The sequence below is a fragment of the Faecalibacillus sp. genome (assembly GCF_047023275.1).
In the GTDB taxonomy this organism is placed as follows: domain Bacteria; phylum Bacillota_I; class Bacilli_A; order Erysipelotrichales; family Coprobacillaceae; genus Faecalibacillus.
In genome coordinates, this window is record NZ_JBKYAR010000017.1 from 1 (window position 1) to 12338 (window position 12338).

The window sequence follows — 12338 nt, forward strand, 5'->3', positions numbered from 1 at the left end:
AAGTAAAATTAGGAAATGTATCAAATCAATTAGAACAAGCAATACAAAATAGTTCAATAGAAAAACTAAATACTTTAACAATTTCAATCTTTGATATCACAAGTGAAGAAGATGTTTTAAAGATTATTAATTAATAAATTAATATTCAGACTGTTGATAAAAAAATCAACAGTCTTTTTTGTTAAGTTAAAATAGATGATATTAAATCTATATCATGGATAAGTTTGTTTCAATTATACAAAATTTAAGGTTTTATATAAAAATTAAACATATTTACTTATTTATCAACAATCTAAGATATCTTTTAAAGGTGTTTTTTTAAATGGCGGACGCCCCTTATATATTTATCAAGTCTTCTTTTTTATAATAAATATGAAATAAATAAGAAAATATTATTTGTTTTAATCATATAGAAAGGAGAATCAGGAAATGCTAAAAAAGTGATGAGTCTTTTACTTATTATGAATATATTTATAATTAATGATTTTATTAAAAATAAAGATATAAATTATATCTCGTTACAAACATCATATCCTATAGCAACTAAAGTAAATGAAGTAACTTTTCAAGAATCAGTCATAGCATTTTATCACACTCCTTTTACTTCATTTGACTATAAAACCAATACTATACAAAACACGACACTGACAAACACATGTACTTCAAATACAGGAAATCGAATTAAAGATTTAAAACATATGATTATCGTTGGTTTTAGTCTATTAGGAATTTATTGGATCATTATGAATAAGTATATTCATTAGCTGTACGAAATATTCGTACAGTTTCTTTTTTTTTAAATAAAGTGTTATAATAAAAAACGAATTGGGGGAGAGTTATGGAAAGGAAAGAATTTTCAATTGTTCGTTTTTTAAGTTCAAAAAGCCGTTTTGATAATATTGTTTTATTAGAAGGATTTATTGTAGGTATTTTGGCAGGAATTGTAGCTGTTATTTATAGATTATTATTATCTTATGGAGAAAAGATAGCTTATTTTATTGTTGATTATATTAAAAATAATACACTTCATTTATGTATTTGGATCGTTTGTGTTTTAATAATTGGATTTATTATTTCTAAATTATTAAAATATGAATCTTATATTTCAGGAAGTGGAATACCACAGGTAGAAGCTGAAATGATCGATCAAATAGATGAAAAATGGTATCGCGTTATTCTAGCAAAGATGGTGGCTGGAACACTTTCTATTGTTGGTGGACTATCTCTTGGTAGAGAAGGACCAAGTATTCAATTAGGGGCGATGATTGGTAAAGGATTAGCTTCTGTTTTTAAAAGAATGAAATTGGAAGAAAAGTATCTTTTAACATGTGGGGCAGCAGCAGGGCTTTCGGCTGCATTTAATGCACCATTAGCTGGTGTCTTGTTTGCCTTAGAAGAAATTCATAAAAATTTTTCTCCACTTGCATTAGTAACGGTTATGGTGGCTTCTTTAACTGGAGATTTTATTAGTAAAAATATTTTTGGGATGACACCATCTCTTTATTTTCCACTTGTTGAAAGTTTACCTTTAGGTCAATATGGATTTTTAATCATCTTAGGAATTATTGTAGGTTTATTAGGTGTGCTTTATAATAAAACAACAATGTTTACTTTAAAAATGTATGATAACATTACTTTTTTAAAGAATAATCAAAAGATTTTTATTCCTTTACTAGTATCAGTTGGTTTTATGCTTTTCTATCCTGATGTTTTATGTGGGGGACACCATATTATTGATTTACTCCATGAAGGAAATATGGTTTTAGGTTCTGTTTTATTGCTCTTGACTATGAAGTTTATTTTTTCATTGATTTCTTTTGGATCAGGAGCTCCTGGAGGTATTTTCTTTCCACTATTAGTTCTTGGAAGTTTAATAGGTTGTGGATATGCCATTGTTGTTACAACTTATTGTGGGGTACCAAATATGTACTTTAATAACTTTATCGTGGTTGCGATGGCTGGACTTTTCGCAAGTATTGTCCGTGCACCGATTACAGGCATTGTTTTAATTGCTGAAATGTGCGGAAGTTTATCACAATTTTTACCTATTGCAGTATGTAGTTTTGTTGGGTATATTGTCGCTAATATGTTAAGATGTGAACCAATTTATCACAGTTTATTAAATCGTATGATTAAAAATGGCAATCATGAAATTTCACTTGAAGAAAAAGAAATTCTTCATTATTCAATTGAACTTGGTTCATGTTGTTTAGATCAACCAATTAAAGAATTAGGTTTACCTAAAGAATGTGTCATTCTTTCAATTAATCGTGGTATTGAAGAAATTGTTCCGCGAGGAGATACGGTGTTACACCTAGGTGATCATTTAACCATTTTAGTCAATAAAGAAAATAGAGAAGTTACTAAAGATATCTTACATAAATTTTTTACATTAGAAATATAGGTGATGATATGTTTAGAGAAATGAGAAGAAAAAAACAAAAACTAACAGAAAAACAATGTTTAGCTATTTTAAGACGAGCAAAAACAGCAACACTTGCTTTACATGGTGATGATGGCTATCCTTATTCTGTCCCTGTTAATTTTGTTTATGAAGATGGAAAGATTTATTTCCATGGTGCTAAAGAAGGTCATAAAATAGACGCTATTAAAAATAATCCTAAAGTATCAATGAGTATTATTGATCAAGAAGATGTTATTGAAGAAGAATTGACAACTTATTTTAGAAGTGTGATTCTTTTTGGTAAAGCAAGAATCTTACAAGAAGATGATGAAATTTATCATGCTATTGAAACACTTGGTTTAAAATATAATGAAGATGAAGTGGCGGTAGAAAAAGAAATACGAAAAGAATGGAAAATTCTTTGTTGTGTTGAAATTACTATTGAACATATTTCAGGAAAACAAGCAATTGAACTTGTTAATAAAAACTATCAAGATCTGTTTTAGATTCTTGATAGTTTTTTTGTAAGGACATTGTCCTTATTTTTTTAATGTCTTAATTGTATCAATCAATTCTACATCTAAAGAAGAAAGATATTTAACAGCTTGTTGATAAATATCATCACGAAGTAAAGAATCAGGAGTATGGGCATCAAAGCCGATGATGGCCTTGTTTTTATATTTACTTGCAATCTTCCAAAAAGATTCATTTGGATAATGTCTGCCAGACATAAAACCTAAAAGATTGAATTCTAAAGGCATATCTTTTTCTTTAGCGTAAGCACATAAACGTGACATTTCTTCTTGATAAAGTTTAGATTCTTGATCATAGTAAACAAGATCTGGATGAGCAATATAACTATATAAACCACTATCAATAGCTTTAATACAATGATCTACATAAGCTTTTAAGTAATATTCATTGACAGGACTTCCAAAATATTGATGAAGTTCATCTGTTTCATAGTAATGATTTCCTAAAATAATATAATCAATTTTTTTATCTTTGATTGTTTTTTCAAGCCAAGGCATATATCTTTCAAAATATTCACATTCTAAACCAATTAAAATAGAAATTTGATCTTTATATTTTTCTTTAAGATAACGAATACTTTCAAGATAATCATCTAATTGACTTTCAGGCATACGCATTGTTGCTTTAAAAGAGGAAGCATAATGCCAAGGTGTATGATCAGAAAATCCTAATTCTTTAATACCTGCTTTAATGGCTGCTTTTACATATTCTTCATCTTTACCACTAGCATGATAACATCTTGTTGTATGGGTATGATAATTATTTTTATTCATGGTTTCACCTCGAAAACATTATAATACAAAAAAAGGAATATACAAATGTATATTCCAAATAGTCATTATAAGCCAAGTTTTGCTTTCATAGCAGCTAATTCATCTTCAACAGAAGCATCACCTTGTGTTGTATATTTATCAGCTAAAGAAGAAGCAGCACTTGTATGGGCATTTAATTCAGCTTCAGCTGTAGCAGCATCCAACATTTTTTCAGCTTTCTTTTCATAGCGTTCAAATGCTTCCATAGAAGATTTAGCTTTATCTCCACCAGAAACGATTTTATTAATATGTTCTTGAGCTTTAGCAGAAGCAACAGTAGCTTTAATAGCATCTCTTCTAGCTTCTAATGTTTCAATATCATTTACTAATTTATCATGCATTTGACGCATTTTATCAGCATTAGCTTGTGTAAGTTCTTGTGTTTTTTTGTAAGAAACTAAGTTATTTTCATATTGTTGTTTTTTAGCAATCAATGTTCTAGCATCATCTTCATTACCGGCTTTTAAAGCATTTTGTGCAGCAGTTGTATATTTAGTAATTTCTTCTTCACATTCTTTAACTTGTCGATTAGCACTTTTTGCATCAGCAATAATATTGGCTGTTTCTTTCTTGACTTCAGCAAGATCTTCTCTTAAATCTCTTAATGTTTGATCAATCATTTTTGCTGGATCTTCACATTTATCTAATAGTGCATTGATATTACTTTTCATAATATCGGTAAATCTTGAAATAATTCTCATTTTTATTCTTTCCTTTCTTCATTTAAGTATTTATCTCTTAACTCATCAGATTTATCAAGAGGGGTATTTAAAATTTCTATTGTTTCTTTTGCTTTTTCTTGTTCTCTTTTATATCTCATACGTAAAATATAAATAATGCCCCCAATAATAAGGATAATCCCAACAATGATTAGTCCTATTTTGATAATATCTTTAGAAGTTGTAGATTTTTTCATAATTGTTTTAGCAGTTGCATCATATGTTTTAGTAAAAACATCTACTGTTGAAAGTGAACTATCACTCCAATAACGATCTATATAATTCCAAAAAATCTCAATAGCTTCACTATCCATAATTGAAGTAACTTGTTTACCATTGACATAAGACATATATCCAATTTCATTTTGATTTAAATCTTCATAATAAACAAGTAAAAAAGTATCTTCATTATCAATATTTTCTTCATACCATTTTTGAGCATATTCATCTTTTTGTTGATCATTTACAAGACTATCATCATAACTCTTTAAATAAATATATGGTTGGATACCTGTTTTATTATAAAAGTTTTTAAGATTCTTCGAAAGCTTTGATTGATTTTCAATATATCCTAGTTCATCTTTAATACAATTATTATCATAAGCTACAGGATTTTCTATTTTTTCACGATTAATCGTAGAAGTAGGACTACTACTTTCATGAGAAAATGAAAAAATACCAAATATCAAAGCAATAAAAATAATCAAACAAATAAGCAATGTTCCTAAGCCACTTGATGAATGTGAATAATAGTTTCGATGATAACCATAATATCTTCTTCTTGGTGGTGGAGAAACATGATGATATCCATCTCCAAAAGTTGGACCTCTATTAAATGATGTATTTCCAGTAGGTCTATTTGTTGAATTACCTACATGATGTCCACCGCCTACACGACTATAATCGTGTCCGCCAGCTGAGCGATGACCACCTCCACCAGTTCCTGGTCTTGGCATAGTTTCACCTCTTTTCTTATTAATAAATATTGTACATGAAATATTTCAGGAAAGATATAGGATTATAAAAAATGATAAGATAAAAAATATATAAAAAAGTATACAATAATTATTGACACTATAGTTAGCCTACGCTAACATATAGTTGTAGTTAGCGAGGGATAACTCACAGAAAGGTTGAAGAGCTATGAAAAACAAATTCAAGCGCAGCTTGATGGCTCTTGCTTTACAAATTAGTGTCATCGTTGCTGCAATACTATTCGTTTAATTGTCTTATGATTTATTTAACTTAAATTAGCCAAATTCCTTTTTCCTATCATAAGATTATTAAGGGAAGCAAAAGTTTGGTAAGATTACTTACCTTTTTTTGTTTATAAAATAAAAACTCTTCCTAGGAAGAGTTATTTTTGTTTCATGTGTTCTTTGATTTTATTCATTGTTTCAGTAGAAATAACATGTTCAATACGGCATGCATCATTAACAGCGGTATCGTGGGAAACACCAATACTTTCAAAAAATGAAGATAATGTGTCATGACGATCATAAATTGTGTTTGCTACTTCGGCACCTTTATCAGTTAATTCGATATAACCTTTACTATCTACGATAATATATTCATCTTTTTTTAATAAACCAATAGCACGAGAAACACTCGGTTTGGAATAATTAAGTTCTCTTGCAATATCAATAGAACGAACATCTTTATTCTTTTTCGATAAGACGAGAATCGTTTCTAAATACATTTCTCCTGATTCTTGTAAATTCATGCGCATCACCTCTTACTGTATTATATCATATTTTAACCGAGATAAGCAATGAATAAGCACGTTGTAAATTATTGAAAGAGGGTTGACATCCATTTTAAAATGAAGTATATTCTATTTGAAGTTAGAGAAGTCTAACTATATTTTATGTCTTATAGTTAGCGAATACTAATCAAATTAGCATAACCTAATGTGGTTAGCGAGGACAAATTCTTGAGGAGGTAAGTATGATGCCGTTAACAATGTTAAACATAGGAGAAACCGGTGAAATCAAAAGAATTGGTGGTAACGAAGAAACAAGAAGATTTTTAAATAATCTTGGTTTTGTTGTTGGTGCTGAAGTTGCTGTTGTTTCGGCAATCGGGGGAAATGTGATTGTTAATATCAAGGATTCTCGCGTTGCTATTAATGAAGATATGGCAAAACGTATCATGGTGTAGAAAAGGGGGAAGTGTTGTGAAACTTAATGAAGTAGAAGTTGGTAGCACTGTCACTGTTAAGAAAATTGAAGGTGATGGAGCTTACAAAAGACGTATTATGGATATGGGTATCACTAAAGGGGTAGAATTATATATTAGAAAAGTTGCTCCTCTTGGAGATCCTGTTGAAATTACTGTAAGAGGTTATGAATTATCAGTTAGAAAAAACGATGCACAATGTGTTGAAGTTGAATAACGGAGGGGGAAAGTAAAAAATGAATATTAAATTTGCGCTTGCAGGTAACCCTAACTGTGGTAAAACAACAATGTTTAACGCATTAACAGGTGCTAATCAATATGTTGGTAACTGGCCAGGTGTTACTGTAGAAAAGAAAGAAGGAAAAGTGAAAGGAAACAAAGAAGATAATATTACTGTTGTTGACTTACCAGGTATTTATTCTTTATCTCCTTATACATTAGAAGAAGTTGTCAGCCGTGATTTTCTTTTAAATGAAGATCCAGATGTCATTATTGACTTAGTTGACGCTACTAATATTGAAAGAAACTTATATTTAACAACTCAATTAATTGAAACTGGGGTTCCAGTAGTTGTTGCTTTAAATATGGCAGACTTAATTGAAAAAAGAGGTTTAAAAATTGACACTAAACGTTTATCAATGGTATTAGGATGTCCTATTATTGAAACTTCTGCTTTAAAAGGAACAGGTTTAAAAGAATTAATTGCTGAAGCTGTTAAAGTTGCTAAACAAAGCGAACATCAATTACCAGGAGCTATTTTCAGTGAAAAAATTGAAAAAGCAATTGATACTGTTGTTCCTGCTTTATCTGAAACAATTGCTGCTAACAAAAAAAGATGGTATGCTGTTAAAGTTTTAGAAAATGATGAAAAAGTAATGAATCATATTGTTTTAAATGCAAATGCTAAAACTACTATTGATGCATTAAGAAAAGATTTAGAAACTGAATTAGATGACGATATGGAAAGTATTGTTACTGATGGTCGTTATACTTATATTCAAAAATTAATTTCAACTACTGTTGAAAAACCAAAAGAAAAATTAACTATTTCTGATAAAATCGATAAAATCGTAACAAACAGATTCTTAGGAATTCCTATTTTCTTATTAATCATGTATGTTGTTTACTATATCTCAGTTACAACTGTTGGTACATTTGTTACTGACTGGACAAATGATGTCTTTGTTGTAGCTATTCAAGATGCTGTATCTGGATTCTTAAGTTCAGTTGGAGCAAGTGGTTTATTATCTGCTGTTATCGTTGATGGTATCATCGGTGGTGTTGGTGCAGTTATTGGATTCGCACCTCAAATGGCAATCTTATTCTTATTCTTATCAATCTTAGAAGATTGTGGTTACATGGTTCGTATTGCATTCGTCATGGATAGAGTATTTAGATATTTCGGTTTATCTGGAAAAAGCTTTATTCCATTATTAATCGGTTCTGGTTGTGGTGTTCCAGCTATCATGGCATCTAAAACAATCGAACAAGATAATGATAGACGTTTAACTATTATGACTGCTACATTTATTCCTTGTGGTGCAAAATTACCTGTTATCGCTTTATTAGGTGGAGTTATGGCTGGTAAAGTTGCTGGTTGGGAAGCTGGAGGAATGATTGCTCCTGCAATGTATTTCTTAGGTATTGTTGCTGTATTAGTTGCTGCTATTATCTTAAAGAAAACAAAACCATTCTCTGGTAAACCTGCTCCATTCGTAATGGAATTACCAGAATATCATATTCCTAGTGTTAAAACTGTATTATTACATGTATGGGAAAGATTAAAAGCTTTCTTAATTAAAGCTGGTACTATTTTAGTTGTTGCTTGTATCGTTATTTGGTTCTTATCTACATTCGGATTTGAAGGTGGATCATTCGGTATGGTTGATGATGTTGCTAATAGTTTAATCGCTGTTATTGGTAATGTTATTGCTCCAGTCTTTGCTCCACTTGGATTTGGTAACTGGCAATCAGTTGCTTCATCATTAACTGGATTCTCAGCTAAAGAAGCAATCGTTTCTACAATGGGTGTTATTGCTAATGTTGCTGGTGATACAGAAGATGCTGTAAACGTTGCTGCTGGTGTTGCTCAATGGTTCCCAACTGCAATGGCTGCATTATCATTCTTAATCTTTAACTTATTAGATTCACCATGTTTAGCTGCTATTTCAACAATGGCTAACGAATTAAATGATAGAAAATGGTTCTGGTTCGCAATTATCTTCCAAAACGTATTTGCTTATGCTATTGCATTAATGGTATATCAAATTGGTTCATTAGTATTATATGGAACATTTGGATTCTGGACTGTTGTTGCATTTGTTGTTCTTGCATTCATGTTATACATGTTATTTAGACCTGATCCATATAAAGATCAAAAAGTTTATTCTACAAGATCAGTTGAAGCATAATGAAATCCGGAGTTACTCCGGATTTTTATAAATTAAAGGAGGTATTATTATGGCTAATGTGATTATTGTTTTATTAATTGTTGCCTATTGTGCATGGGTCATCTATACACATTTCTTTAGAAAGAAAGATGGACATAAGTGTAGTGGTATTTGTGCAGGGTGTAGTCAATGTTCATCTCCTTTAGATGATTATTATAGAGATCAAAAGAAAATGAAAGAGAGACATAATCATGGGTAATGTAAGTGGTTCGACTTTCTATATGTTTTTAGGAGTGCTTGTTATTTATTTAATAGGTGTTTCTATTTACACACTTATTCAAAAAGTTAAAAAGAAAAGAAAATAACAGGAGGTAATTATGGCTAATGTTATTATCGTTCTTGTATTAGTTGTGATTGTTTTAATTGCTTTAAAATCAACAAGAAAACACATGAAAGGTGAAAGTTCTTGTTGTGGCGGTGGTGGAGAAATCTATCAAGCTTTAGAAGATAAAAAGTTAGACAATCCAATTATTAAAGAAAAAGTATTTAAAATTAAAGGTATGACTTGTCAACATTGTGTGGCTAATGTAACACGTGCAATCAATGCTATTGAAGGCGTAAGTTCACAAGTGAACTTAAAAAAAGAAGAAGCACACGTTGTCTATGATCGAGATGTTGATGATCAAGTGATTATATCTGCTGTTAAACAAGCAGGATATGATGTTATTTAGAGAGGAAGAAATTCTTCTCTTTTTTTATAAAATGATTGATAATTAGATGAATATATGGTAGATTTGTACATGTATAGACAAGATATATTGTTGCGATTGATAAATAGAAGAATTAAAGAATACACATCTCATACATTAAGCACTCCTTATTCTTCGATAACGTCTATATAGGATGAAGTATTTAAAAAGAGGATTTTTGGCATCCTCTTTTTTTTACCAATATTTGGTATTGCTTTTTGTTTGAATATTATATTTAGGCGTATGTGGATATTTTTCAACAGGTTTGTTGTTTTTTATAGACCAAGCTTTTGCTGGAAGTGTTAAAAGCTGTGGACATTTTAATTCACCATCTAGTGGTTTAATGAGTGAGATAATATCATGATAGTATTTATTACCATTTGTAAGAACATAAGCTCTTTGATTTAAGAAATCTTCTTCATTGAATTGTTCTTGATTGATACTATGTTCATAGATTTCTTTACGATCTAATTCATATAGAAATTCAGACATTAAATCATGAAAATCAAATATATATTGATCTTTATGACTCACTAAAAAATGAATAATTGGTTCAAAAACTTCATCAGTGTTTTCACTATTCCAATAACCTTTTTTTAATATTCCCCAAAAAGAATTTTTAAACATTTTCATCACCATATCCATTCTATAGGATAATGGATAAGATATCAAGGTGTCCCTTTTCTAAACCAATAAATAATCCCTGTATCATCAACATTTCCTGAAATAGGATTAATAGCGATAGCATTTAATTTAGTAGTTAATTTATACCAGCTTTCTTTCTTGATTTCTTTATTTAAAAAATTAATAGCTACTTCTTTTACAATACTTTTTTCATCACTATTTTCTATTTTACGGTTATCATCATAACCTACCCAACCATTAATGAGGATATTAGGATTATAAGCAACAATCAAATTATCATAATCTGTACTTCCTGTTTTACAAGCTACTTTATATTTGGTTTGATAATTTGCCATTGTAGCATTTAAATAAGTTGAAAACTGATTATTGAATGTACCTGTTAATAACTGATTGAGAATTAAACAACTTTCCTTATTCAAATTTTGGATTCTTTGATTTTTATGTTGATAAATAATATGTCCTTGATGATCAACAATTTTTTCAATTGTATAGAGATGTTGATATTTACCTCCAGAAGCAATATTACAGTATATATTTGCAAGATTATAAATATTTGTATTGACTGTTCCAAGTGCTAAAGAAGCATTATTTTTAGCTTTGATTCCATAAGTTTTTAAAAAATCTCTTAGATTTTCAGTTCCTAAAAATAAATGTGTTTTTACTGCATAAATATTATCACTTACAGCAATAGCTTGAGCAAGCGTAATTTCTCGATAGGCATATTTATGATGAAAGTTAGCTGGAGAATAGGAGGTATTGTTACTTAATTTAAATGTTGTTGGTTCACATAGAAAACGTGTAGAAGGGTTAAATCCGTTTTCTAAGGCTAAATAATAGAGTAATGGTTTCATTGTACTCCCTATTTGTCTAGAAGCGTGTATTGCTCGATTATATTGAGAACTGGCATAATCTTTACCACCAATCAAGGCTTGTAATTGATTGGTTTTAGGATTTGTAACAGTAAAGGCACATTGTAGATCACCTTGTATTTTCTTTTCTTTAATAAGCTCATTTAAAGTATTTTGATATTCAGTGTTAAAAGAAGTATAAATATTTAATCCTTTATTTAAATATTGATTATTATAAAAACCTAATTCCTCTAATTCTTCTAAAACAGTATCCTTATAATAATAAGTAGACATGTTTTCATTGAGTGAATGTTCACTTGCTAAATTTAATGTTTGTTTTTGAGTAGCATTTAAAAGACTTTGACTGATCATTTGATTATCATACATAGCTTTTAATACAAGGCTTTGTCTTTGTTTGGCTCTTTCTTTATTTAAAATAGGTGAATAATATTGGGGACCATTGACAACTCCAGCTAACATGCTTGCCTCATTTAAAGTTAAATCTTTTGCTTTTTTTCCATAAAAATATTGAGAAGCATTTTCAATACCATAAATTCCATGCCCAAAATAAACATTATTAATATAACCCTCTAAAATATCTTTTTTTGATAAATGAGTTTCTAATTGCAAAGTAAAAAAAGCTTCTTTTACTTTACGAGACCAAGTTTTTTCATTTGTAAGATAAAGTAAACGAGCATATTGTTGTGTTATTGTACTTGCTCCTTGAGAAGTTTTCCTCTTTATGACATTTGTTTTTATTGCCCGGGAAATTCCGACATAATCAAACCCATGATGACTATAAAAACGTTTATCTTCGATAGCGACAATCGCTTTTAAAAAATAAGGACTCACATCATCAATTGAAATATATTGTCCACTATAATTATTAACACTTTGATAAAAAACTTTATTTTGATCATCATAAAGTTTTATGTAACGATCTTTATTGAGTTCAGGCTCTCCAACACAAAAAGCAATGATATACATCAATAAAAGGAATGAAAAGAAAAATATCAAACAATAAAGAATTCTTTTTATAAAGCGTCTCATTTTATCACC

14 protein-coding genes are annotated in these 12338 nt (G+C 29.5%); 8 read left to right on the forward strand and 6 right to left on the reverse strand.

The features are described 5' to 3' along the window. The first annotated feature begins 461 nt into the window (after nt 1-461). The 3 genes from ACLVEP_RS07165 (at nt 462) to ACLVEP_RS07175 (ending at nt 2910) form a co-directional block, all read left to right on the forward strand. Nucleotides 462-764, forward strand: coding sequence for a hypothetical protein (locus ACLVEP_RS07165; protein ID WP_412583867.1), 303 nt, complete (start codon nt 462-464; stop codon nt 762-764). Nucleotides 765-838: 74 nt separating this feature from the next. Next, on the forward strand, nt 839-2404 hold the full coding sequence (locus ACLVEP_RS07170) for a chloride channel protein (protein WP_412583869.1): 1566 nt from the start codon (nt 839-841) through the stop codon (nt 2402-2404). A gap of 8 nt (nt 2405-2412) precedes the next feature. Continuing rightward, complete coding sequence (locus ACLVEP_RS07175) at nt 2413-2910, forward strand: pyridoxamine 5'-phosphate oxidase family protein (RefSeq protein ID WP_288542291.1); 498 nt, start codon at nt 2413-2415, stop codon at nt 2908-2910. Between the two features lie 33 nt (nt 2911-2943). On the opposite strand, the gene ACLVEP_RS07180 is transcribed toward ACLVEP_RS07175, so the two are convergent. From ACLVEP_RS07180 to ACLVEP_RS07195, 4 genes are all read right to left on the reverse strand, one after another. Beyond that, nucleotides 2944-3711 (reverse strand): histidinol-phosphatase, encoded by a 768-nt coding sequence (locus tag ACLVEP_RS07180; RefSeq protein WP_318001143.1) that lies wholly within the window; start codon nt 3709-3711, stop codon nt 2944-2946. Nucleotides 3712-3776: 65 nt separating this feature from the next. Then, nucleotides 3777-4451 (reverse strand): PspA/IM30 family protein, encoded by a 675-nt coding sequence (locus ACLVEP_RS07185; RefSeq protein WP_412583871.1) that lies wholly within the window; start codon nt 4449-4451, stop codon nt 3777-3779. 2 nt (nt 4452-4453) lie between these two features. Then, nucleotides 4454-5425 carry a hypothetical protein gene (locus ACLVEP_RS07190; protein ID WP_331872435.1) on the reverse strand — a complete coding sequence of 324 codons (972 nt, stop codon included), beginning with the start codon at nt 5423-5425 and terminating at the stop codon, nt 4454-4456. Nucleotides 5426-5826: 401 nt separating this feature from the next. Beyond that, nucleotides 5827-6192 carry a metal-dependent transcriptional regulator gene (locus ACLVEP_RS07195; RefSeq protein WP_317990707.1) on the reverse strand — a complete coding sequence of 122 codons (366 nt, stop codon included), beginning with the start codon at nt 6190-6192 and terminating at the stop codon, nt 5827-5829. A 224-nt stretch (nt 6193-6416) separates the two neighbouring features. Here ACLVEP_RS07195 and ACLVEP_RS07200 point away from each other — a divergent pair, with 224 nt between their 5' ends. From ACLVEP_RS07200 to ACLVEP_RS07220, 5 genes are all read left to right on the forward strand, one after another. Then, nucleotides 6417-6629, forward strand: a complete 213-nt coding sequence (locus ACLVEP_RS07200) for a FeoA family protein (protein ID WP_227359593.1) — start codon at nt 6417-6419, stop codon at nt 6627-6629. 16 nt (nt 6630-6645) lie between these two features. Continuing rightward, entirely contained in the window at nt 6646-6864 is a 219-nt protein-coding gene (locus ACLVEP_RS07205; RefSeq protein WP_022000741.1) for a FeoA family protein, read from the forward strand. A 19-nt stretch (nt 6865-6883) separates the two neighbouring features. After that, nucleotides 6884-9058: a ferrous iron transport protein B gene (gene feoB / locus ACLVEP_RS07210; protein WP_412583873.1), complete on the forward strand. Its 2175-nt coding sequence runs from the start codon at nt 6884-6886 to the stop codon at nt 9056-9058. A 49-nt stretch (nt 9059-9107) separates the two neighbouring features. Continuing rightward, a complete protein-coding gene (locus ACLVEP_RS07215; RefSeq protein ID WP_022002705.1) occupies nt 9108-9296 on the forward strand; it encodes a FeoB-associated Cys-rich membrane protein in 189 nt (62 codons plus the stop codon). A 118-nt stretch (nt 9297-9414) separates the two neighbouring features. Then, nucleotides 9415-9768, forward strand: coding sequence for a heavy metal-associated domain-containing protein (locus ACLVEP_RS07220; RefSeq protein WP_331872440.1), 354 nt, complete (start codon nt 9415-9417; stop codon nt 9766-9768). Nucleotides 9769-9981: 213 nt separating this feature from the next. Here ACLVEP_RS07220 and ACLVEP_RS07225 read toward each other — a convergent pair whose 3' ends face one another. Both ACLVEP_RS07225 and ACLVEP_RS07230 read right to left on the reverse strand, forming a co-directional pair. Continuing rightward, on the reverse strand, nt 9982-10413 hold the full coding sequence (locus ACLVEP_RS07225; protein WP_318000195.1) for a DUF4240 domain-containing protein: 432 nt from the start codon (nt 10411-10413) through the stop codon (nt 9982-9984). A 41-nt stretch (nt 10414-10454) separates the two neighbouring features. After that, a complete protein-coding gene (locus ACLVEP_RS07230; RefSeq protein ID WP_412583876.1) occupies nt 10455-12329 on the reverse strand; it encodes a transglycosylase domain-containing protein in 1875 nt (624 codons plus the stop codon). Nucleotides 12330-12338: the final 9 nt, after the last annotated feature.

Excerpts from the sequence above, each read along its gene's own strand:
- ACLVEP_RS07175 (WP_288542291.1), top strand. The coding sequence starts at position 2,413 with ATGTTTAGAGAAATGAGAAGAAAAAAACAAAAACTAACAGAAAAACAA.
- ACLVEP_RS07165 (WP_412583867.1), top strand. The coding sequence starts at position 462 with ATGAATATATTTATAATTAATGATTTTATTAAAAATAAAGATATAAAT.
- ACLVEP_RS07185 (WP_412583871.1), bottom strand. The coding sequence starts at position 4,451 with ATGAGAATTATTTCAAGATTTACCGATATTATGAAAAGTAATATCAAT.
- ACLVEP_RS07230 (WP_412583876.1), bottom strand. The coding sequence starts at position 12,329 with ATGAGACGCTTTATAAAAAGAATTCTTTATTGTTTGATATTTTTCTTT.
- ACLVEP_RS07195 (WP_317990707.1), bottom strand. The coding sequence starts at position 6,192 with ATGAATTTACAAGAATCAGGAGAAATGTATTTAGAAACGATTCTCGTC.
- feoB (WP_412583873.1), top strand. The coding sequence starts at position 6,884 with ATGAATATTAAATTTGCGCTTGCAGGTAACCCTAACTGTGGTAAAACA.
- ACLVEP_RS07180 (WP_318001143.1), bottom strand. The coding sequence starts at position 3,711 with ATGAATAAAAATAATTATCATACCCATACAACAAGATGTTATCATGCT.
- ACLVEP_RS07215 (WP_022002705.1), top strand. The coding sequence starts at position 9,108 with ATGGCTAATGTGATTATTGTTTTATTAATTGTTGCCTATTGTGCATGG.
- ACLVEP_RS07220 (WP_331872440.1), top strand. The coding sequence starts at position 9,415 with ATGGCTAATGTTATTATCGTTCTTGTATTAGTTGTGATTGTTTTAATT.
- ACLVEP_RS07170 (WP_412583869.1), top strand. The coding sequence starts at position 839 with ATGGAAAGGAAAGAATTTTCAATTGTTCGTTTTTTAAGTTCAAAAAGC.
- ACLVEP_RS07225 (WP_318000195.1), bottom strand. The coding sequence starts at position 10,413 with ATGTTTAAAAATTCTTTTTGGGGAATATTAAAAAAAGGTTATTGGAAT.
- ACLVEP_RS07190 (WP_331872435.1), bottom strand. The coding sequence starts at position 5,425 with ATGCCAAGACCAGGAACTGGTGGAGGTGGTCATCGCTCAGCTGGCGGA.
- ACLVEP_RS07200 (WP_227359593.1), top strand. The coding sequence starts at position 6,417 with ATGATGCCGTTAACAATGTTAAACATAGGAGAAACCGGTGAAATCAAA.